Below are 20,952 nucleotides of genomic sequence, written 5' to 3' on the forward strand. Positions count from 1 at the left end.
GCCGAACTGGATGCGAGCACCGCGGCCCGACGTGTCACCGGCCGGGCGCGGCCACCGCCGGCTCCCGCTTCACGAACGCCATCAGCACCAGCCCCGCGACGAGCACCACCACGACGCCGATGATCCCGAAGCGCGTCGAGCCCCCGATCGTCACCGCGACCCCGAACAGCGCCGGCGCCAGGAACGACGCCGCACGCCCGGTGGTGGCGTAGAGGCCGAAGAGCTCGCCCTCGCGTCCGGGCGTCGCGAGCCGCGCGAGGTACGCCCGCGACGACGACTGCACCGGTCCGACGAAGAGCGCCAGGGTCAGCCCGAGCACCCAGAACCACTCGGTGGCGTTCCCCGCGGCGAGCACCCCGAGCCCGCAGAGCGAGAGCCCGACGAGCGACACCATGATCAGCGCCCGGGACCCGAACCGGTCGTCGAGCCGTCCGGACAGGTAGGTGGCGATGCCTGCGACGACGTTCGCGGCGATGGCGAACAGGATGACCTGGGAGGCGCTGAACCCGAACACCTGCGCGGCGATGATGCCGCCGAAAGTGAACACCGCACCGACGCCGTCGCGGAACACCGCGCTGGCGAGCAGGAACGCGAGCACGTTGCGTCGTTCGCGCCAGAGTCGTGCGATGTCACGGCCGAGGTCCGCGTAGGCACTGAGGACCCCGCCGGTGTGGGTACGGTCGGGTGCGGCTTCCGGGATGACGACGAAGAGCGGGATCGAGCTGACGGCGAGCCACACGGCGGCGATGCCGATCGCGACGCGGACGTCCCACTGGCCGGTCGCGACGGTGGCGGGCAGCTGCAGGAGCCCACCGACGACGCCGTCGCCCTGGAAGTCCTGGATGCAGAGCACGAGCAGCACGACGAGCAGCACGATGCCACCGAAGTACCCGGCGGCCCACCCGATCGCGGAGACCCGGCCGGTGCGCTCCCCCGAGGCGACCTGCCCGATCATCGCGTTGTAGCCGACGCTCGCGATCTCGTACGCGACGGTGCCGATGCCGAGGAGCGCTGCGCCGAGCACGAGGTACGGCTGGCTCGGTGCGACGAACACCATGCCGCCGATGGACAGGGCGACGCCGATGGTGGCGATGAGGACGGATCGGCGGCGGTGGCCGGACGAGTCCGCGAGGCGTCCGATCGCCGGTGCGACGAGCGCGACGACGATGCCGGCGATGGTGAGGGCGGTGGACACGACCGCCGTGTTGTGCGCGAGCTCGCGCTCGACGAGGGCCTTCCCCGCCGCGGACGTGTCGGCGACGTGCGCCGGGTCCACGAACGCTCGGCTCGCCAGGTACGTGCTGAACACGAAGGTGGTCACGACGGCGTTGAACGCCGCGGATCCCCAGTCCCACAACGCCCAGGAGACGAGCGCACGCCGGTCGGTGCGCTGCGGCACGACGGCGGCCGGTGAAGCGGTCATGCGCGAACCGTAGCGCGTCCCGGTGACGCACCGGTGGCCCCGTTCCGGGTCACGTGCCGGCCTGGAGGCGCGGTGCGGGCCCGCCCCGCGCCTCCAGGCCGCACCGTGCCGCGTTCCGGGCCCGGTGCGAGCTGCGCACGCCGCCACCGTGTGCGGGACCTCGCACGCTGCGCGTGCTCGGCGGGTCAGGCGGGGACGCCGCCGGGGTAGACGACGGACTTGAGGGACTCCGGGTCGGTGTCGCTCTCGAGTGCTTGGCGGACGTCGTCGAGCCCGAACCGTCCGGTGACGAGCGAGTCGAGGTCGACCTGGCCGGACGCGACGAGCTCGATGGCGACGGGCCAGGTGTTCGTGTACCGGAAGATGCCGGTGACCGTGACCTCGAGGTTCTGGATGTGCTCGACGGGCAACGTCATCTCGGAGTTGCCGAGACCGACGAGCACCGCGGCTCCGGCCGGACCGACGGCCTTGATGCCGTCGGAGACCGCACGCGGGGCGCCGCTCGCGTCGATGAAGGCGTCGACGGGCACGATGTCGGACGCGACCGACACCGCGGTGGGGTCGACGACCTCGGTCGCGCCGTACTGCAGGGCGCGGTCGCGGCGCTCCGCGACCAGGTCGCTGACGACGATGCGCGAGGCACCGAACGCCTTCGCGGCCTGCGCGCAGATGATGCCGATCGGACCGGCACCGGCGATGAGCACCGACGAGCCGGGGACGATCCCGGCCTTGCGGACCGCGGCGATGCCGACGGACAGGGGTTCGAGGAGTGCGCCGGCCTCGAACGAGACGGAGTCGGGCAGGGTGTGCGCGAACTCGGACTCGATGGTGACGTACTCCGCGAACGCGCCGTCGACCGGCGGGGTCGCGTAGAAGCGCATGTGCGGGCAGAGGTTGTACCGGCCGGCCAGGCACTGGGCGCAGCGGTGGCAGGGCCGTTGCGGCTCGATGGCCACGCGTTCGCCGACGCGGGACTCGTCGACCCCCGCACCGACGGCGGTGATCGTGCCGGAGAGCTCGTGTCCGAGGACCAGGGGCTCCTCGACGACGAAGTCACCGATGCGGCCGTGCCGGTAGTAGTGCACGTCGGAGCCGCAGACGCCGACGGCCGCCACCCGGACGAGCACGTCGCCGGGGTCGACGGTCGGGACCGGGCGGTCCTCGACGGTGAGGTCCTGGGTGCCGAGCAGGACGCTGACGCGCTGCTGCTGGTCGCCGTGCTGGGTGGAGGTCATGCGGTTCTCGCTTCCCCGGCCGCGTCGTCGCGGCCGTGTGGTCGGGTGGGGGCTCGCAGCAGGTCGCGGAAGCCGGTCTCGGCGGCGCCGCGCAACAGCACGTCGTCGCCGAGCCCGGCCGGCAGCACCCGGAGCCGTTCGGTCATCGCCGCCATCGTCTGCGCCCGGACCTCGGTCTCGATGCGGTCGCCGACGTGCTGCAGCAGGACGCCGAGGAAGCCGCCGAGGACGACCACCTCGGGGTTGACGGTGTGGATCGCGTTCCGGAGGGCGGTGGCCAGTGCGGTGACCTGCCGGTCGACGACGCGCTCGACCTCGGGACGGTGTTCGGCCAGGACCGCCGCGAGGGCTGCCTGATCGTCCGGTGCGACCCCGGCGGCGGTGACGAGGGCGTCGCGGGAGGCTTCGGTCTCGAGGCACCCGACGGCACCGCAGTGGCACCGGATGCCGTTCGCGGCGACGAAGGTGTGCCCGAGCTCGCCGGCGTACCCGTCCGCGCCGCTGAGGGGCCGCCCGGCACTGATCACCCCGCCACCGATGCCGCTCGCGCCGCCGTTGAGGTAGACGAGGTCGTCGACGCCGCGCCCGCTGCCGTAGAGCCGTTCGGCCCACGCGCCGGTGTTCGCGTCGTTCGTGACCCGGACGGGCAGACCGGTGCGGTCGGCGAGGGGGCCGGCGACCGGTTCGTCGTGCCAGCCGAGGTGCGGTGCGTACCGGACGACGCCGTCGCCGACGTGGACGGTGCCCGGGACGGCGACGCCGATGCCGACGAGGCGGGCGCCCGGGCCGATCCCGGCGGTGAGCCGCTCGACCAGGACCGCGATGGTCTCGATCGCCGTGGCGGCGCTCGGGGGCGCGTCGGACGGTTCGACGGCGCGCTCGCGGACGGTGCCGTCGAGCCCGACCAGGGCGACCGTGACGGCGTCGACCTCGACCGTGACGGCGGCGGCGACCACGTCGGCCGAGGCGCGCACGACGGGGCTCGGACGGCCGACCCCGGCGGAAGCGCGGCCGGCACCGGCGGACGCGCGGCCGGCGCCGGCGGACGCGCGGCCCGCGCCGGCGGTCGCGCGGCCGGCGCCGGCGGTCGTGCCGGTGGCGCTCCCCTCGGACTCGTGCACCAGTCCGAGCTCGACGAGCTCACCGACGATGGCGAGCGTCGTGGAGCGGTTGAGCCCGGTCAGCCGGGTGAGCTCCGCGCGCGTGACGGGCCCGAGTTCGTGCACGAGCCGGAGCACCCGTCCGGTGTTGCCCGCCGGCCGTTCGGTCACGGTGTCACCAGGTCGCCGGTCGCGCGCCGTGCGGGACGGTCGCGGGGCGGTCGACCCGCGAGGTCACCGGCACGACGACGTGGTCGCGAGCCGCGGTCGCGACGGCCTCCATGACCTCGAGCACGTGGAACGCCAGGTCGCCGGAGGCACGGTGCGGTCGGTCCGTGGCGATCGCGTGGGCCATGTCGGCGAGACCGTACCCGCGCCCGGCGTCGGCGTACCCGGCGCTGGTCGGCAGTCCGTTCCACGTCGGGTCCTGGGCGGTGGCGACGGACACCGGCTCCGAGAAGCGGTTCGGGTCGGGGACGTCGAGCGTGCCCGAGGTGCCGTACACCTCGAAGAGCGGAGCGCGTGTGGCCCAGACTTCGAAGGACACGGTGACGGTGGAGATGACCCCGTTCTCGTGCTCGAGGACCGCGGCGACGTGGGTGTCGACGTCGACCGGGATCGGCGTGCCGGCGTTCGGACCCGTCGCGACGGTGCGCTCACGGGTCGAACGGGTTGCGCTGCCGCTCACCCGGACGACCGGGCCGAAGAACGTGACGAGGCTGGTCAGGTAGTACGGCCCCATGTCGAGCAGCGGCCCGCCGCCCGGCTGGTAGTAGAACGCCGGTGCCGGGTGCCAGCGTTCGTGCCCCGGGGCGCTCCAGGCCACGGCGGCGCCGACGGGGGTGCCGATCACGCCGTCGTCGAGTGCCGCGCGGGCGGTCTGGATCCCGGTGCCGAGGACGGTGTCGGGTGCGCTGCCGACCCGCAGCCCCGACCGGCGGGCGAGGTCGAGCACAGGGGCTGCCTCGGCCGTCGACATCGCGAGCGGCTTCTCGCCGTAGACGTGCTTGCCCGCGGTGAGCGCGCGGGTGGCGACGTCGGCGTGCGCGGCGGGGATCGTCAGGTTGAGGACCACGTCGACGTCGTCGGCGGCGAGCAGGTCGTCGACGCTCGTGCCCCGGACGCCCTGCTCCGCTCCGACCGCCTGGGCTCGCGCGACGTCGAGGTCGGCGACCGCGGCGAGCTCGAGCCCGGGCAGCGCCGGGAAGTGCTCGAAGTACTGCTGGCTGATCACCCCGACGCCGACGACGCCGACGCGGAGCACCCCCTCGTTCACCGTGCTGCCCACAGGAGTCCCCGTTCGATGATGGTGCGGACCGGCTGCGACTCGACGATCTCGAGCCGGTGTCCGGGTGCCGAGACGAACACGCGTCCCTTCCCCCACTGCCTGGTCCAGATCGCCGGCGCGGTGACCGGGCGGTTCCAGGCGTCCCACGGTCGGGCTTCCTGGGTGGTGGTGGCGAGGACGTCGTTGTACTCGTCGCTGAGCACCCAGTACTGCTCGGTGACGAGGTCGAAGTCCTCGATGCCCTGCGTGATCGGGTGCTCGCGCCCGAGGTCGGTGACGTGCACCGTGTACGGGATGTAGTTGTCGGACTGCTCGCCGATGCGCTCGTCCGGGTGCTTGCCCGCGTGGTGCGCGAACTGCCCGCCGATCATGTGGAGGTAGTCGGCGGTGTCGCGGTACGAGTCCGCGATGCCGCCGTGCCAGCCCGCCATGCCGGTGCCGTTCAGGACCGCACGCTGCAGGCCGGCGAACTCCTCCGGTGCGATCGTCGTCATGGTGTTCACCTGGACGATCAGGTCGACGGTGTCCATGTAAGGCTCGTCGGCGTAGACGGCCGTCGAGTCCGACACCCGGACCTCGAACCCGTGCTCCTGCAGGAACGGGGTGAACAGGTCGGTGGTCTCGACCGGCTGGTGGCCGTCCCAGCCACCACGGACGACGAGGGCCCGGCGGGTGGTCTCGGCGGCGCTCATGCCGTCACCGTCCAGCTGCTGCCGTCGGCGGCGCTCCGTTCGACGGCGTCGAGCACGCGTTGCACGTGGAGTCCTTCCTCGAACGAGGGCGAGGGGTCGGTGCCGGCGACGATCGCGTCGACGAAGTCCTTCACCTGGTGGCTGAAGGTGTGCTCGTAGCCGATGAGGTGCCCGGTGGGCCACCACGCCGCGGCGTACGGGTGTTCCGGTTCGGTGACGAGGATGCGGCGGAAGCCCTGCTCCCCCGCGGGTGCCGATGTCTCGTACAGCCGCAGCTCGTTCATCGCCTCGAGGTCGAACTGGATCGCCCCGAGGGACCCGCTGATCTCGAGCGTCAGCCCGTTCTTCCGGCCGGTGGCGTACCGCGTGGCCTCGAACGTGCCGATCGCGCGGTCGGCAGCGCCGCCGCCGAGCCGTGCGGTGAAGAACGCCGCGTCGTCGACGGTGACCTGCCCGCGCTCGCTCGACGCGGTGCCGGAGAGTCCGACGCCGTCGGCGAGCAGGGGACGTTCGGTCACGAAGGTCTCGAGGGTGCCGGACACGCTCGTCAGCTCGGAGCCCGTGATGTGCTCGACGAGGTCGATGGCGTGCGCGCCGATGTCGCCGAGCGATCCGGACCCTGCGAGCGCCTTGTCGAGCCGCCACGTCATCGGGCCGTCCTCGTCGGCCAGCCAGTCCTGCAGGTAGAGCGCGCGGACCTGGCGGATGGTGCCGAGTCGACCGGCCTGCACGAGCTCTCGCGCGAAGGCGATCGCGGGCACCCGGCGGTAGCTGAACCCGACCATCGAGCGGATCCCCCGCGAGCGTGCTGCTGCGGCGGCCGCGGTCATCGCCTCGGCCTGCTCGACCGTGTTGGCGAGCGGCTTCTCGCACAGGACGTGCTTGCCGGCCTCGAGTGCGGCGATCGCGATCTCGACGTGCGACGAGCCGGGCGACACGATGTCGACGACGTCGATGTCCGGGTCGGCGACGACGGCGCGCCAGTCGGTGGAGGCTGCCTGCCAGCCGTACTGCTCGCGGGACGCCTCGGTGCGCTCCGGGTCACGCCCGACCAGGACGGCCATCTCGGGTTCGACGCCGAGGTCGAAGAAGCGTGGGGCGGTCCGCCAGGCCTGCGAGTGGGCGGCCCCCATGAAGCCGTGCCCGATCATCGCGATCCGCAGTCGGTCGTGTCCGCGTCGTTCCTGTGCCATCCAGTCGCTCCCTTGCGATCGGTCCTTGCCACAGCCAACACTACCGCTTATGTTGGGCGCGGCAACATTTTGTTTCGACGACGAACGGTGACCACCATGGCAACGACGCCCACCCGTGCAGACAAGTTCTCCTTCGGTCTCTGGACCATCGGCTACAACGGCTCCGACCCCTTCGGCGGGCCGACCCGTCCGGCCCTCGACGTGGTCGAGGCGGTCGAGAAGCTCGACGAGCTCGGGGCCTACGGCCTGACCTTCCACGACGACGACCTGTTCGCGTTCGGTTCCACCGACGCCGAACGGCAGACCCAGATCGACCGCCTCAAGGGCGCGCTCGAGTCCACCGGGATCGTGGTCCCGATGGTCACGACGAACCTGTTCTCCGCCCCCGTCTTCAAGGACGGCGGCTTCACCTCGAACGACCGGCAGGTGCGCCGCTTCGCGCTCCGCAAGGTCCTGCGCAACATCGACCTCGCCGCCGAGCTCGGTGCGTCGACGTTCGTGATGTGGGGCGGCCGCGAGGGCGCCGAGTACGACAGCGCGAAGGACGTCCAGGCGGCGCTCGAGCGCTACCGCGAGGCCGTCAACCTGCTCGCGGACTACGTGACCGACAAGGGCTACGGCATCCGGTTCGCCATCGAGCCGAAGCCGAACGAGCCCCGTGGCGACATCCTGCTGCCGACCCTCGGTCACGCGATCGCCTTCACCGAGACCCTCGAGCGTCCGGAGATGTTCGGCATCAACCCCGAGGTCGGCCACGAGCAGATGGCCGGTCTGAACTTCACCGCCGGCATCGCCCAGGCGCTCTACCAGGGCAAGCTCTTCCACATCGACCTCAACGGTCAGCGCGGCATCAAGTACGACCAGGACCTGGTGTTCGGTCACGGCGACCTGCAGAACGCGTTCTCGCTCGTCGACCTGCTCGAGCACGGTTCGCCGCAGGGTGGCCAGGCGTACGACGGCCCGCGCCACTTCGACTACAAGCCGAGCCGCACCGAGGACATCTCGGGCGTCTGGGACTCGGCCGCGGCGAACATGCGCATGTACCTGCTCCTCAAGGAGCGCGCCGAGGCGTTCCGCGCCGACCCCGAGGTGCAGGCCGCGCTCGAGGCCTCGAAGGTCTCCGAGCTGTCGAAGCCGACGTTGGACGACGGCGAGTCGTACGACGCGTTCCTCGCCGACCGTTCGGCGTACGAGGACTTCGACGCCGACGCGTACTTCGGCGGCAAGGGCTTCGGTTTCGTCCGCCTGCAGCAGCTGGCGATCGAGCACCTGATGGGCGCTCGTTGAGCGACGACCGGCGGCTCGTGGCCGGGGTCGACTCGTCGACCCAGTCCTGCAAGGTCACGATCCGTGACGCCGACACCGGTGCCGTCGTCCGGGAGGGGCGCGGGTCCCACCCGGACGGCACCGCCGTCGACCCCCGCCACTGGTGGGACGCGCTCGGCACCGCGATCGCGGAGGCCGGCGGTTTCGACGACGTCGCCGCCGTCGCGATCGCCGGGCAGCAGCACGGCATGGTCGCGCTCGACGCGGACGGCCACGTGGTGCGCGACGCGCTCCTGTGGAACGACGTGCGCAGTGCGGACGCGGCCGCGCAGATGGTCGAGGAGATCGGCCGGGAGGCATGGGTCGCCCGGACGGGTCTGGTGCCGGTCGCGTCGTTCACCGGTACCAAGCTGCGGTGGCTCCGGCAGGCAGAGCCCGAGAACGCGGCCCGTGTCGCGGCCGTCGCGCTCCCCCACGACTGGCTGTCGTGGCGGCTGCGCGGCTACGGGCCGGCGGACGAGAGTCCGCTCGGCCCCGACCTGGACGCACTCGCGACCGACGCCTCGGACGCCAGTGGCACCGCCTACTGGGACCCGGTGCGCCGTTCGTACGACGAGGACCTGTTCGAGCGCGCACTCGGCCGACCGCTGCGCGTGGCCGGCTCGGGGGCGTCCGACGCCGTCGTCGTGCCACGGGTCGTCGAGCACGACGAGGCGATGGGCACGCTGTCCACCGACGTACAGCTGCCGAACGGTGCGCTCGCGCCGTCCGGCCTGGTCGTCGGCGCCGGACTCGGTGACAACGCCGGGGCAGCGCTCGGCCTCGGGCTCGGCCCGGGTGACGTCGCGGTGTCCCTCGGCACGAGCGGCACGGTCTTCGGGGTCACCGGGACCGAGGTGCGGGACCCGAGCGGGACCGTGGCGGGCTTCGCCGACGGGACCGGGTCGCGCCTCCCGATCGTCACGACGCTCAACGCGGCCCGCGTGCTCGAGGTGATCGGCGGCCTGCTCGGCGTCGACCACGACGCGCTCGGCGAGCTGGCGCTGCAGGCGCCGGCCGGTGCGGACGGGCTCGTCCTCGTGCCGTACTTCGTCGGCGAGCGCACCCCGAACCGTCCGGACGCGACCGCGTCCCTGCTCGGCATGACGCCGGGGACGACCGACCGCGTGCACCTCGCGCGGGCGGCCGTCGAGGGGATGCTCTGCGCCCTGGCGGACGGACTCGCCGCCGTCGAGGACACCGGCGTCACCGTCTCGCGCCTCCTGCTCATCGGCGGGGCCGCGCGGAACGCGGCCGTCCGGGCCGTCGCCGCACAGGTGTTCGGGCGCGACGTGCTCATCCCGGAACCCGGCGAGTACGTCGCATCCGGCGCCGCGAAGCAGGCGGCCTGGGCGCTCACCGGCACCCTGCCGTCGTGGGACGTCGCGACGACGACCGTGCCCGCGGACCCGCACCCCGAGGTGCTCGAGCAGTACCGCGCCGCGGCGCACTGAACCGACACTCCGTGCCCCCGGCGCCGTCCTCGACGGTGCCGGGGGCACGATCGTCCCGGAGGACCCCCACATGCCACTGACCGACCTGCCCCTCGACGCACTCCGCGCCTACCGCTCCGACGTCCGTCGCCCCGCCGACTTCGACACGTTCTGGGCCGACACCATCGCCTCGGCCCGCGCCGCCGGCGTCGCTCCGGTCCTCGCGCCGGTCGACACCCCCGTCACCGGCCTCGTCGTCGAGGACCTGACGTTCTCCGGCTTCGGCGGCGACCCCGTGCGCGCCTGGGTCAACCGTCCCGTGGCCGACGACGGTGGCGCACTGCCCGTCGTCGTCGAGTTCCTCGGGTACGGCGGCGGCCGCGGTCGCCCCGGCGAGCGGGTGCACTGGGCCCTCGCCGGGTACGTGCACGTCGTGATGGACACCCGCGGCCAGGGCTCGGGCTGGGCCGGCGGCGACACCCCGGACCCGCACGGCTCCGGACCGCACGCCAGCGGGTGGATGACGAACGGCATCGGCTCCCCCGCCGACCACTACTACCGCCGCGTCTACACCGACGCCGTCCGCCTGGTCGACGCCGTGCGCACGCTGCCCGGCATCGACCCCGAACGCATCGCGCTGACCGGCGGGAGCCAGGGCGGCGGGATCGCGATCGCCGCCGCCGCGCTCGTCGAGGCCCACGTCGGACCGGTCACCGCGGTGCTGCCCGACGTCGCGTTCCTGAGCGACTGGGAGCGCGGGACCGACGTCGCCGTCGGCGGACCGTACCTCGAGCTCGCGACGTACCTGTCCGTGCACCGCGACGCTGCCGAGGCCGTCTGGGCCACCGCGGCGTACTTCGACGGCGTGAACCACGCTGCCGGGATCACCGCACCCGCGTTGTTCTCCGTCGCGCTGATGGACGACGTCGTGCCCCCGCGCACCACCTTCGCGGCGTACAACGCGCTCGGGTCCGTCGACCGGGAGATCGAGGTCTACCCGTACAACGGGCACGAGGGTGGTGGCTTCCGGCAGTGGGAGCGGCAGGTGGCGTTCCTGCGGGCTCGGGGCTAGGGGCCGCGTCAGTGCGACCTGCACCCGGTCGGGACCGCCGCGCAGGGGCACCTACCCTAGGGGGATGCTCTCCCGACGCGACGCCGCCGTCCGGCTCGACATCCCCCTCGAGATGGCGACCCACCACGGGATCCCACCACGCATCAGCGAAGCCGAACTCGACGCGATCGAGCAGGACCCGCCCGCCTGGCTCGCGCAGTCCCGGGCGAACCGCACGGGCACGAAGAAGGTCTGGGTCCACCTCGAGTGCGTGGTCTGCGGGTTCTCCGAGGACGCCCGGCCCAAGAAGTGGTGGCCCGACTGGGACTACCTGATGTGCGACTACCACGCCCCGTACCAGGCGCCCGACCCCACCGCCGGGCTGACCCGGCGCGAGGTCGAGGGCATTGGTAGCCGGTTCGTCGCCCTCGTCGACGAGAAGCCCTAGCCAGACTGCCCGGACCTCAGCCGCGGGCCACCGGGTCCGGGTCACCGAGCAGTCGCCGGGTCCAGTCGGCGAGGGCCCGTGTCGCGGTCCGTGAGATCGCCGCCTCGGGCACCATGCTCGTGAAGCCGTGGAACGCCCCTGGCCACACGTGGAGCTCAGCATCGACGCCCGCGGCCCAGAGTCGGCTGGCGAACGCGACGGTCTCGTCGCGGAACACCTCGGCGCTGCCGGCGTCGATGTAGGTGCGCGGCAATCCGGACAGGTCGGCCGCGCGGGCTGGAGCGGCGTACCCGGAGACGTCGTCCGTCCCGCGTCGCGCGCCGAGGTACGCGTTCCAGCCGAAGCGGGTCAGCTGCCGGTCGGCGACCCCGACGCCGTCGATCTGCTTCGTCGAGACGGTGTCGTCACGATCGTCGAGCATGGGCGACACGAGGACCTGCGCCAGCAGCTCCGGACCCTTCCGGTCGCGTGCGAGGAGGGCCGTGCCGGCAGCGAGCCCGCCGCCGGCGCTCTGCCCCGCGATGACGATCCGCGCTGGGTCGACGCCGAGTTCGTCGACGTGCGCAGCGACCCAGAGCAGGCCGGCGTAGCAGTCCTCGACCGGGTACGGGTCGGGGTGCTCGGGGGCGAGGCGGTAGTCGACGCTGATCAGGACCACGTCGTGGTCGAGCAGCCAGTCGTCGTAGGAGTCGAGGTTCCCGAGGTGGTGGCCGAACATCATGCCCCCGCCGTGGATGGTGTAGACCGCCGCCGTCGTCCCGGTGCGCTCGATGCGGTCGATGACGGCGAGGTCGATCGGGTCGCCGAGGTGCCCCGGCACCGTGACGGTCCGTCGTTGGTACCCGCGGGACCGCAGGCGCTCGTCGAGGACGTCCTCGGGCACGTCGAGCTGTCGCATGCGGGGCAGCATCTCGGCGGTGACGGTGAGAGGGCCGCGAGCTTCGAGCGCGGTGAGGAAGGTCGCGAGTTCGGGGTCGAACGGCGGACGGACGACGGCGTCAGACATCGGTGGGCTCCTGGACGGTGCTGGTGGTTGCGGGGGTGCTGGTGGACGCTCGGCGGGCACGGACGATGCCCGTGCCGACGAGGAGCGCGGCGACCGCGGTGATGACGAAGCCGGCGATCGAGACCGCACCCTCGAAGGCGCTGATCCGCTCCGGCGTCCACGCGGTCGTCGTGATGCTGCCGCCGACGAGGGCGGCGAGGATGGTGCCCGTGGCAGCGACGCCGACCGCCGTCGCGATCTCGCTCGCCGTGTCGACGAGCGCCGCACCGATCGACGTGCGGTCCGCCGGCAGGCCGGTCAGGACGTTGGTGCCGGCGACGACCCCGACGACCCGCATTCCCGCGGCGACGAGGACGAGGGCGACGAGGACGAACGGGTACCCGAACCGGGCGCCGGCGGCGAACACGGCGAGCCCGGCGACGACCGCGGCGGCACTGGTCCACGCGGCTCGGTCGAGTCCGACGCGCCGGACGAACGGTCCGACGAAGCGGCCGCTGCCGAGCAGGACCACGACCTGCGGGAGCGTGCCGACGGCGGCCATGACCGGGGACCACTCCCAGGCGAACTGCAACTGCAGCGTGACCATGTACGACAGTCCGGCCATCGCGAGGCCGGCGGCCGCCTTGTAGGCGAGACCGCTCGCGACCAGGGGCTGCGCGATGAGACGGAGGTCGAGCAGCGGGTGACGGGCGCTCCGTTCGCGCACCCAGAACCCGGCCGCCGCGACGATCGTGGCGAGGGTGACGCCCCAGGTCGTCCACCCGTCGACACCGCTGACGAAGAGCGTCGGGGTGACCAGGACGCCGACGACGGTCGCCGTCCCGAGCACGGCACCGACGACGTCGACCGGGTGTGCGTGCAGGTCACCGGGCCGGTCGGCCGCGATCCCGGTGCGGACACCGACGAACGCGACGGCGGCGATCGGCGCGTTCGCGACGAGGAGGACCTGCCACGGCGCCACCGCCAGCACGAAGCCGCCGATGGTCGGTCCGACCGCGAGCCCGACGAGCCCAGCCGTCGAGATGACCGTGAGCGCGCGGACCCGCAGGTCCTCGACCGAGAACAGGCGGAAGGCCAGCGCCATCGAGCCGGGAGTCGTCATCGCGGCGGCGACACCCATCAGGGCGCGGACGACGATCAACTGCTCCGCCGTGGTGACGAACACCGTCACCACGCTCACGACCGCGAGCAGTGTCAGGCCGACGAGCATCGTCCGGCGACGACCGAATCGATCGGCGACGGCTCCGAAGAGCAGCATGAGCCCGCCGAACGCGACCGAGTAGGCGCCGGACACCCACTGCAGCATCGTGGTCGACGCGTCGAGATCGCGGCCGATCGTCGGCAGCGCGACGTTCAGGACCGAGTTGTCGAGCATCTCGAACAGGAACACCGCCGAGAGCCCGGCGAGGGCCACCCACGAGTCACGCAGGCGTGGTGTTGCGGCTGGCGCTGTTGGGCTCGGGATTGGTACGGACACGAGCGCACTCCTTCGATGAAGAAGTGGCGGCTCCTGTGAGACGCGTACGCGGTTCCGCCTGCCGGAGCAGAGCGGGTTTTTTCCCTCTGCCGCTGATCCTAGCGCATGCGCTCGGTGACGAGGATGGTCTGCACCGACGGCGCGACGAGCGCGACGATGTCCTCGAACTCGGCATCGACCAGTGCGTCGATGCCGACGACCTGGCGTCCCACCACCACGCCGATGAGCATGGACGAGGCGAGGGTCGCCCGGAGCGCCGCGTCCGGCAGGTTCGGGAACCGCGGCGCGTAGACCTCGAGGACCCGTGCCCGGATGAACGCACGGAGGTTCTCCGCGGCCCGCTCGTTCGTGACGGCGGAGCGGAAGGTGGCGAGCAGCGCTCCGGAGGACTCCGGCGCGGTCCACATCCGCAGGAAGGCGCGGACCAGCCGTTCACCGAGTCCCTCGACCGGGCCGTCCAGCGCTTCGGCGAGCGCCACCGCGGTCTCGGGCGGCATCGCCATCGCAGCTGCGAACAGGTCGTCCTTGGAACCGTAGGACCGCACGACCAGCGCCGCGTCGACCCCGGCGTCGGCCGCGATCTTCCGGATCGACGCCCCCGCGAAACCGTCGACCGCGAACCGCGCCCGTGCGGCGTCGAGGACCACCTTCCGGGTGTCGTTCGAACCGGGCCGCCGACCGAGCGGCCGGATCGGGGTGCCCTCGTTCGGTCCGTCCGCCATGCGGCGATCCTACGGCAGGGCCGATGAAGTCAACGCGCGTTGCTTTCTTGTCGGAAGCTGCCTATGCTCGCGGACGGCCCATCGCCCACCATCGGCGTCCGGGGCCGTCGAACACCGAAACGAGTCGCAGCATGACCACATCCACCGCCCTGCCGAGCGCCACCCCGTGGCGCCGGGTCGTCGCCACCGCCGTCCTCGTCGCAGCCGTCGTCTCCGTCGTGGTGATCGCCTTCACCTGGCCGTCACGGACCTCGACCGCGCACGACATCCCGATCGTGGTCGCCGGGCCCGCCGCACAGACCTCGCAGCTCGAGGCCGCCCTGACGAAGGGCAACGACACCTTCGACGTCAGCCACGCAACCGACCGCGCTGACGCCGTGCAGATGCTCGAGGAACGCGACGCCTACGGCGCGGTCGTGCTCTCCACGGGCGCAGCGCCCGAGGTGCTCACCGCGAGCGCAGCGAGCCCCGCGGTCGCGCAGGTGATGAACGGCGTCGCGGCGGAGCTCCGCGCGCAGGCAGCGGCAGCCGCAGCGGCAGCCGACGGAACGCCCGCGACGGCGACCGTCAGCGTCACCGACGTGGTCCCGCTCTCCGACGACGACCCGACCGGCTCCGGGCTCGTCGCCGCAGCGTTCCCGCTCGTCATGGGCGGCATGCTCGGCGGGATCCTGCTGACGTTCCTCGTGCACGGCACCGGACGTCGAGCGGTCGGTCTCGCGGTCTTCGTCGTCGTGGGCGGCTTCGCCGTGGCCGGCATCCTGCAGGGCTGGTTGGGGATCCTGCAGGGCCAGTACCTGGAGAACGTGGCGGCCTTCACGCTCGCGCTCGCCTCCGTCGCCGGCACGATCCTCGGCGCCTCGACCCTCATCGGCCGGATCGGCGTGAGCGTCGGCCCGGTCCTCTTCCTGCTCTTCGCGAACCCGATCGCCTCCACCGCGACGCCCTCCTCGTTCCTCCCTGCGCCCTGGGGCACGATCGGCCAGTGGTTCCCGCCGGGCGCCGGGTCGCGACTGCTCCGCGACCTCTCGTACTTCCCCGACGCCGACTCGACACCGCAGTGGCTCACCCTCGCGGCGTGGACCGCGTTCGGACTCGCGCTCATGGGCATCGGAGCCTTCCTGCACGAACGTCGCCGCCACGCCCACCACGGCGAGCACGTCCGGGGACCGGAGCACGCGCCCGATCCGCTGACCGTCTGAGCGGACCGCGCTGCGGACCGAGAACAGGAGCAAGGACGGACGGGAGGCACGGTGCCAGCTGGCACCGTGCCTCCCGTCCGTCAGCGCGTCACCTCCACGGCGCGGGGCTGGGGTGTCCTGGGAGTGCGCCCCTGGTGACCGCCTCCGCTCGTAGGGTCGCCTCATGAGCACGAACCGCGACGACGTCAAGGCGTTCCTCGTCAGCCGCCGTGCGCGGGTCCGCCCCGACCAGGTCGGCCTGCCTGCGGGCCCGAACCGACGCGTCGCGGGCCTGCGACGCGGCGAGGTCGCGATGCTCGCCGACGTGAGCGTCGAGTACTACTCCCGCGTCGAACGCGGCAGCCTTGCGGGGGTCTCCGACGGCGTCCTGTCCGCCATCGCCGGCGCACTGCTCCTGGACGACGCCGAACGCGACCACCTCTTCGACCTCGCTCGGGCCGCGAACGCATCCCCGGTCCGTCGGTCCGGACGGTCCTCGACCCCGAAGACGTTGCGCACCGGACTCCAGTACGTCCTCGACGGCTTCACCGGCGGCCCTGCGGTCATCCGCAACGACCGCCTCGACGTCCTCGGCGTGAACGCGCTCGGGCGAGCGCTCTATGCCGACCTGTTCCGGACGACCGATCACCCGAACCTCGCCCGCGCCACCTTCCTCGACCGAGAGTGGGCGGACGCGTTCCACCCGGACTGGGACCTCGCCGCTGACCAGAGCGTCGCGATCCTCCGCGCTGCCGCTGGCCACGACCCGGACGACCGGGCCCTGCAAGACCTCGTCGGGGAGCTCTCGACGCGGAGTCCGGAGTTCCGCGCGAAGTGGGCAGCGCACGACGTCCGCCGTCACGCCACCGGGGAGAAGCACTTCGTGCACCCGGTGGTCGGTCCTCTCGACCTGTCCTTCGAGGGCACCCGCCTGATGAGCGACCCAGGGCTGAGCTTCCTAATCTACACCGCAGAGCCCGGTTCGCCGACCGCCGATGCACTCCGACTGCTCGGTTCCCTCGCCGCCACCGAGGCCGTCACGCCGTCCTGATCCGGATCGCCGCCACCGCTGCGGTCACGAGCACTGCGGCCGCGACCACGAAGCTGACCTGCACCCCCTCGACGAAGTGCCCGCGGTCCGCGAGGAACGCGCCGAACACGGCGATGGCCACCGCACCACCGACCTGACGGAACGTGTTGAACACCGCGCTGGCGGTCCCCGAACGTTCTGCCGGGACGCTCGCGAGCACGACCGCGGTCGCCGGCGGCATCGCGACGGAACCGCCGGTCCCGGTCAGGATCGTGCACACCGCGACCGCGGCGACCGAGCCGAGCGGGGCGCAGACGACCATCACCGCCAGGCCGAGCGCCATCGTCGTGAGCCCCGCGATGATCGGCAGGCGTGCACCGAAGCGGTTCGCGAGGCTGCCGCTGACGATGTTGCCGACGATGCTGAACGCTGCGGACGGCAGGAACACGAGACCGGCGGCCAACGGCGGCAGTCCGAGGTGCTGCTGCAGGAACAGGCTGAGCACGAACACGCTGCCGAAGTTGCCCACCATGAACGCGAACCCGACGCCGAGGGCGATCCGCACCCCCGACGAGCGGAACAGGTCGAGCGGCATCATCGGGTGCCGGCCGCGCGCCTCGACCACGAGGAACCCGACGAGCGCACCCGCGGCGACCGTGAGGGCGAGGACCACGGGCCAGGAACCGAAGCCGGTGGCCCCGCCTTCGATGAGTCCGAAGACCAGCCCACCGAGGGCGAGGAGGGCGAGCACCTGGCCGGCTGCGTCGAAGCGGCTCGGCCGCCGCACCGATGCCCCTACCCGGACGAGCATGACGAGCATCGCAGCACACACCGGCAGGTTGATCGCGAAGACGAGCCGCCAGTCGAGCGTCGTCAGCAAGCCACCGAGGACCGGCCCGACCGCACCCGCGACCGCTCCCCCGACCGCCCAGATGCCGAGCGCGTGCGCTCGCTCCCTGGCGTCGGGGAAGGCCTCTCGGATGAGCGCCATCGACGCGGGCAGCATGACCGCCGCAGCCGCGCCCTGCACCGCCCGCGCAGCGATGAGGGCGCCGAGGGACGGGGCGAGCGCACACGCGACGGAGGCGATGAGGAATCCGACGATGCCCCAGCCGATCGCCCGCTTCGCCCCGAGCCGGTCGGACAGGTTCCCGGCGAACAGGAGCAAGGACGCGAACACGAGCGTGTACGCGTCGATCACCCACTGCAACCCGGACGTGCTCCCGCCCAGTTCCCGACCCATCGTCGTCAACGCGACGTTGACGATCAGGATGTCGAGCGTGATGAGGAAGAACCCGAGCGAGGCGAGGACGAGTGTCAGCCTCGCCGCGGGTCGGGCTGGTCCGGTCCGGACGGCTCCGGTCGCGTTCGTGGTCTGCGCGGTCACGTTCCGATGCTCCCGGAGCGCGGTGCTCGGCGGGACGCCCTGTCGGGGAACCCCTCGTGGGCTCGAACTGCGGAGCAGCGCGGGTCGGCCGGAGCCGATCGGTCACCGCGGGGGCCCGTCGTCCCCCCGGACCGCGGCGACCGCTTCGATCTCGACGAGCTGATCGTCGTACCCGAGAACGGTCACGCCGAGCAGGGTGCTGGGCACGTCATGGCTCCCGAAGGCATCACGCACGACTTCCCAAGCGGCGACGAGGTCCGTCTGCCGAGACGACGCGACGAGCACCCGCGTGCTCATCACGTCCTCCATCGTGGCGCCGGCAGCTCGAAGGGCTTCCTGCATCGTCTCGACGCACTTCGCCGCTTGACCGGCGTAGTCCCCGACGGCGGCCGTGCTGCCGTCCGACTCGAGCGGGCACGCCCCCGCGAGGAACACGAACCGCGTTCCGCTCGGAGCCGTCGATGCGTACGCGTACTCGGCGACGTCGCTGAGCACGTCGAATCGGATGAGGCGCACGAGGTTGTTCATCCCCTCATCCTCACAGCCGAGGGGCGCGAGGGTCAGTCGGAGGCCGCGGCGACCTGGACCCAACGGCCCTCCGAGACGATCTCGGTGCGACCGTCGACGACCGTGATCGCGGTTTGCTCATCGATCGCGTAGGCCGGGCCGCCGAGGTCTGCCGCCCAGCGCTCGGCGTGCGCCAGGGTGTTCTCGGGGAACGCATCGAGGTGCGGGAAGATCGAGAAGTCGACCACGCCCAGCGTCTGGTCGTCCTCCGCGCCTGACCACTCGACGAAGGACGCCCCGATCCGCGGCGTCATCACCATGCTCCCGGCGCTGACCCCCACCCAGACGGTGTCCGGCAACGTCGACACCACCTCGGCGAGCCCCGACTCCCGCATCCAGTGGCTCAGGTAGGTCGCGTCGCCGCCGTCGACCAGGAGCACGTCGGCCTGACGGACCCATGTTCCCCACCGTTCGACGCCGATCGTGGGGAGTGCGGTGAGTTCGAGGACGCCGACCGATGCCCATCCCAGCCCGGAGAAGTACCGGGAATCCACACCGCCTGCGATCACGTCCCGCACCGACGACGGCCCGCACATCGGGTGCCCCCACTGCGCCGTCGGGACGACCAGCGCGTGGCTGTCCTCGATCGGCTTGCCGAGGAGATCCACGAGAGCGGCGCGGATGCTCGGGTTCGTGACACCGCCCGACGTCAACATGAGCTTCACGTCTCCCCCGATCAGACTGGATCTCGATCAGTGGTACACCCGGACGGCGCATCCCGTGCGGGGCGCTCCTAAGGTGGACCATGACCGAAACAGCGCAACCGCTCCTCCGGCTCGGGGTGCTGGCCGAGTCGCGGAAGGCCGACGAGCACCGTCTGCCGATCCATCCCGCTCACTTCGAGCGCATCGACCCCGACCTGCGCGAGCAGATGATCCTCGAACGCGGCTACGGCACGCGGTTCGGTGTCTCCGACGCGCAGCTCGAACCGCTCGTCGGCGCCGTCGCCGATCGCGACGAGATCATCGCCCGATCCGACGTCGTCCTCCTGCCGAAGCCCCAGGCCTCCGATCTCGAGGACCTGCGCGACGGCCAGGTGCTCTGGGGATGGCCGCACTGTGTGCAGGACCGCCCGCTCACACAGCTCGCGATCGACAAGCGGCTGACCCTGATCGCCTGGGAGGCCATGAACCACTGGCAGGACGACGGCGGGTTCGGGCTGCACGTGTTCCACAAGAACAACGAGATGGCCGGCTACTGCTCGGTCCTCCACGCCCTGCAGCTCTGCGGTTCGACCGGTGACTACGGACGCCGGCTCACCGCGGTCGTGATCGGCTTCGGCGCCACGGCACGCGGGGCCGTCATCGCACTGAACGCGCACGGGATCCACGACGTGCGCGTCCTGACCCACCGGGACATCGCCGCCGTCGGGTCCCCGATCCCGTCGGTCGAGATGGTGCAGCTGCGGCACGACCAACGAGCACCGTTCGACAGCACCGTGATGGCAGAGGACGGGCCGGTCCCGCTCGCGCCGTACCTCGCCGAGAACGACATCGTCGTGAACTGCACCCTGCAGGACCCGAACGCTCCCCTGACGTACCTGCGGACCGAGGACCTCGCGGTGTTCCGTCCCGGCAGCCTCATCGTCGACGTGTCGATCGACGAGGGCATGGGCCGCAGCTGGGCACGGCCCACGACGTTCGTCGAGCCGATGATCACGGTCGGCGGCTCGACCAACTACTACGCGGTCGACCACTCCCCCTCGCTGCTCTGGAACTCCGCCACGTGGGAGATCAGCGAGGCGTTGATGCCGTTCCTCCGGACCGTCATGGAGGGCCCGGAGTCCTGGGCAGTCTCGGAGACGATCCGACGGGCGATCGAGATCGACGACGGCCACGTCGTGAACCCGGCCATCCTGGCGTTCCAGGACCGCTCCGCGGAGTACCCGTACGACACCGCCAGCTGACCCCTCGCGACTCGGGCTCCTCAGCCGGGCATCGACTCCGCGAGCGCAGCACGCGACGGGGCCGCGGGGAACGGATCGGCGAAGTACTGGGTCTCGTGGACGACCTCGCCGTCGACGAACTCCATCACCGACACCGTCTGCGTCGGAGCGCCGTCGTAGGTGATGGTGCACTCGCTGACCCACAGCGCCCCGGCTCCGGTGATCCGCCGCACCGCGAAGTGGCGCTCGGCGGGGTGGTCGTGACGCTGGGCGGAGATCGTCTCGCGACCCCGGAAGCGCTCGCCGGACTGGGGGTAGTCCAGGATCGCGTCGTCGGCGTACATCGCGTGCTCGGCCACGATGTCCCCGGCTTCCGATGCGTGCCAGTGCGCCTCGATCACCGAGCGCAGGTGTCCACCATCGTCCGCGTCCATGGGGACACCGTAGGACTCCGCCGGGGCGACCGCCAGCACTGATTGATGCCTTGCAGAGTGTGTCGCGCTCGTGGTACACATTCCCTCAAGGGGGC

General features: G+C 72.0%; 20 protein-coding genes. 7 read left to right on the forward strand and 13 right to left on the reverse strand.

What is annotated here, in order from left to right; translation table 11 throughout:
- Positions 1-34 precede the first annotated feature (34 nt).
- The 6 genes from EDF19_RS02900 to EDF19_RS02925 all read right to left on the reverse strand — a co-directional run bounded on the left by EDF19_RS02900 (position 35) and on the right by EDF19_RS02925 (position 6,889).
- Positions 35-1,423, reverse strand: coding sequence for an MFS transporter (locus EDF19_RS02900; protein WP_123679410.1), 1,389 nt, complete (start codon positions 1,421-1,423; stop codon positions 35-37).
- A 185-nt stretch (positions 1,424-1,608) separates the two neighbouring features.
- Positions 1,609-2,658 (reverse strand): NAD(P)-dependent alcohol dehydrogenase, encoded by a 1,050-nt coding sequence (locus EDF19_RS02905; protein WP_123679411.1) that lies wholly within the window; start codon positions 2,656-2,658, stop codon positions 1,609-1,611.
- Positions 2,655-3,929 carry an ROK family transcriptional regulator gene (locus EDF19_RS02910; RefSeq protein ID WP_123679412.1) on the reverse strand — a complete coding sequence of 425 codons (1,275 nt, stop codon included), beginning with the start codon at positions 3,927-3,929 and terminating at the stop codon, positions 2,655-2,657. Before EDF19_RS02910 ends, EDF19_RS02905 begins: the two co-directional genes overlap by 4 nt.
- 4 nt (positions 3,930-3,933) lie before the next feature.
- Complete coding sequence (locus EDF19_RS02915) at positions 3,934-5,046, reverse strand: Gfo/Idh/MocA family protein (RefSeq protein ID WP_123679413.1); 1,113 nt, start codon at positions 5,044-5,046, stop codon at positions 3,934-3,936.
- Entirely contained in the window at positions 5,031-5,738 is a 708-nt protein-coding gene (locus EDF19_RS02920) for a ThuA domain-containing protein (RefSeq protein ID WP_123679414.1), read from the reverse strand. Before EDF19_RS02920 ends, EDF19_RS02915 begins: the two co-directional genes overlap by 16 nt.
- Entirely contained in the window at positions 5,735-6,889 is a 1,155-nt protein-coding gene (locus EDF19_RS02925; RefSeq protein WP_123679905.1) for a Gfo/Idh/MocA family protein, read from the reverse strand. The genes EDF19_RS02920 and EDF19_RS02925 overlap by 4 nt, the downstream gene beginning before the upstream one ends.
- A gap of 138 nt (positions 6,890-7,027) precedes the next feature.
- Between EDF19_RS02925 and xylA the strand changes: the two genes are divergently transcribed.
- The 4 genes from xylA (at position 7,028) to EDF19_RS02945 (ending at position 11,168) form a co-directional block, all read left to right on the forward strand.
- The gene (gene xylA, locus EDF19_RS02930; RefSeq protein WP_123679415.1) at positions 7,028-8,218 is read left to right on the forward strand and encodes a xylose isomerase; all 1,191 of its coding nucleotides are present in this window, start codon (positions 7,028-7,030) and stop codon (positions 8,216-8,218) included.
- The gene (locus EDF19_RS02935; protein WP_123679416.1) at positions 8,215-9,690 is read left to right on the forward strand and encodes a xylulokinase; all 1,476 of its coding nucleotides are present in this window, start codon (positions 8,215-8,217) and stop codon (positions 9,688-9,690) included. Before xylA ends, EDF19_RS02935 begins: the two co-directional genes overlap by 4 nt.
- 70 nt (positions 9,691-9,760) lie before the next feature.
- Positions 9,761-10,741, forward strand: coding sequence for an acetylxylan esterase (locus tag EDF19_RS02940; protein ID WP_123679417.1), 981 nt, complete (start codon positions 9,761-9,763; stop codon positions 10,739-10,741).
- Positions 10,742-10,805: 64 nt separating this feature from the next.
- Positions 10,806-11,168: a hypothetical protein gene (locus tag EDF19_RS02945; RefSeq protein WP_123679418.1), complete on the forward strand. Its 363-nt coding sequence runs from the start codon at positions 10,806-10,808 to the stop codon at positions 11,166-11,168.
- A 16-nt stretch (positions 11,169-11,184) separates the two neighbouring features.
- Here the strand turns inward: EDF19_RS02945 and EDF19_RS02950 are convergent, their stop codons facing one another.
- The 3 genes from EDF19_RS02950 to EDF19_RS02960 all read right to left on the reverse strand — a co-directional run bounded on the left by EDF19_RS02950 (position 11,185) and on the right by EDF19_RS02960 (position 14,373).
- On the reverse strand, positions 11,185-12,174 hold the full coding sequence (locus EDF19_RS02950) for an alpha/beta hydrolase (protein ID WP_123679419.1): 990 nt from the start codon (positions 12,172-12,174) through the stop codon (positions 11,185-11,187).
- Positions 12,167-13,651 (reverse strand): MFS transporter, encoded by a 1,485-nt coding sequence (locus EDF19_RS02955; protein WP_311317090.1) that lies wholly within the window; start codon positions 13,649-13,651, stop codon positions 12,167-12,169. The genes EDF19_RS02950 and EDF19_RS02955 overlap by 8 nt, the downstream gene beginning before the upstream one ends.
- Positions 13,652-13,749: 98 nt before the next feature.
- Positions 13,750-14,373, reverse strand: a complete 624-nt coding sequence (locus tag EDF19_RS02960; protein ID WP_123679421.1) for a TetR family transcriptional regulator — start codon at positions 14,371-14,373, stop codon at positions 13,750-13,752.
- Positions 14,374-14,504: 131 nt separating this feature from the next.
- On the opposite strand from EDF19_RS02960, the gene EDF19_RS02965 reads away from it, so the two are divergent.
- Together EDF19_RS02965 and EDF19_RS02970 are read left to right on the forward strand one after the other, a co-directional pair.
- Complete coding sequence (locus EDF19_RS02965; RefSeq protein WP_123679422.1) at positions 14,505-15,575, forward strand: hypothetical protein; 1,071 nt, start codon at positions 14,505-14,507, stop codon at positions 15,573-15,575.
- Positions 15,576-15,738: 163 nt separating this feature from the next.
- A complete protein-coding gene (locus tag EDF19_RS02970; protein WP_123679423.1) occupies positions 15,739-16,605 on the forward strand; it encodes a helix-turn-helix transcriptional regulator in 867 nt (288 codons plus the stop codon).
- Here EDF19_RS02970 and EDF19_RS02975 read toward each other — a convergent pair.
- The 3 genes from EDF19_RS02975 to EDF19_RS02985 form a co-directional block, all read right to left on the reverse strand.
- The gene (locus tag EDF19_RS02975; RefSeq protein WP_221180608.1) at positions 16,592-17,971 is read right to left on the reverse strand and encodes an MFS transporter; all 1,380 of its coding nucleotides are present in this window, start codon (positions 17,969-17,971) and stop codon (positions 16,592-16,594) included. The two genes, EDF19_RS02970 and EDF19_RS02975, sit on opposite strands and share 14 nt — an antisense overlap.
- Positions 17,972-18,073: 102 nt before the next feature.
- Entirely contained in the window at positions 18,074-18,499 is a 426-nt protein-coding gene (locus EDF19_RS02980; RefSeq protein ID WP_123679424.1) for a RidA family protein, read from the reverse strand.
- A 32-nt stretch (positions 18,500-18,531) separates the two neighbouring features.
- Positions 18,532-19,203, reverse strand: a complete 672-nt coding sequence (locus EDF19_RS02985) for a Type 1 glutamine amidotransferase-like domain-containing protein (RefSeq protein WP_123679425.1) — start codon at positions 19,201-19,203, stop codon at positions 18,532-18,534.
- Between the two features lie 80 nt (positions 19,204-19,283).
- On the opposite strand from EDF19_RS02985, the gene EDF19_RS02990 reads away from it, so the two are divergent.
- Entirely contained in the window at positions 19,284-20,444 is a 1,161-nt protein-coding gene (locus EDF19_RS02990) for a N(5)-(carboxyethyl)ornithine synthase (protein WP_123679426.1), read from the forward strand.
- 20 nt (positions 20,445-20,464) lie between these two features.
- Here the strand turns inward: EDF19_RS02990 and EDF19_RS02995 are convergent, their stop codons facing one another.
- Complete coding sequence (locus EDF19_RS02995; protein ID WP_123679907.1) at positions 20,465-20,857, reverse strand: nuclear transport factor 2 family protein; 393 nt, start codon at positions 20,855-20,857, stop codon at positions 20,465-20,467.
- Between the last annotated feature and the right edge of the window lie 95 nt (positions 20,858-20,952).

Origin of the sequence: Curtobacterium sp. PhB115 (assembly GCF_003752025.1) — a bacterium.
In the GTDB taxonomy this organism is placed as follows: domain Bacteria; phylum Actinomycetota; class Actinomycetes; order Actinomycetales; family Microbacteriaceae; genus Curtobacterium.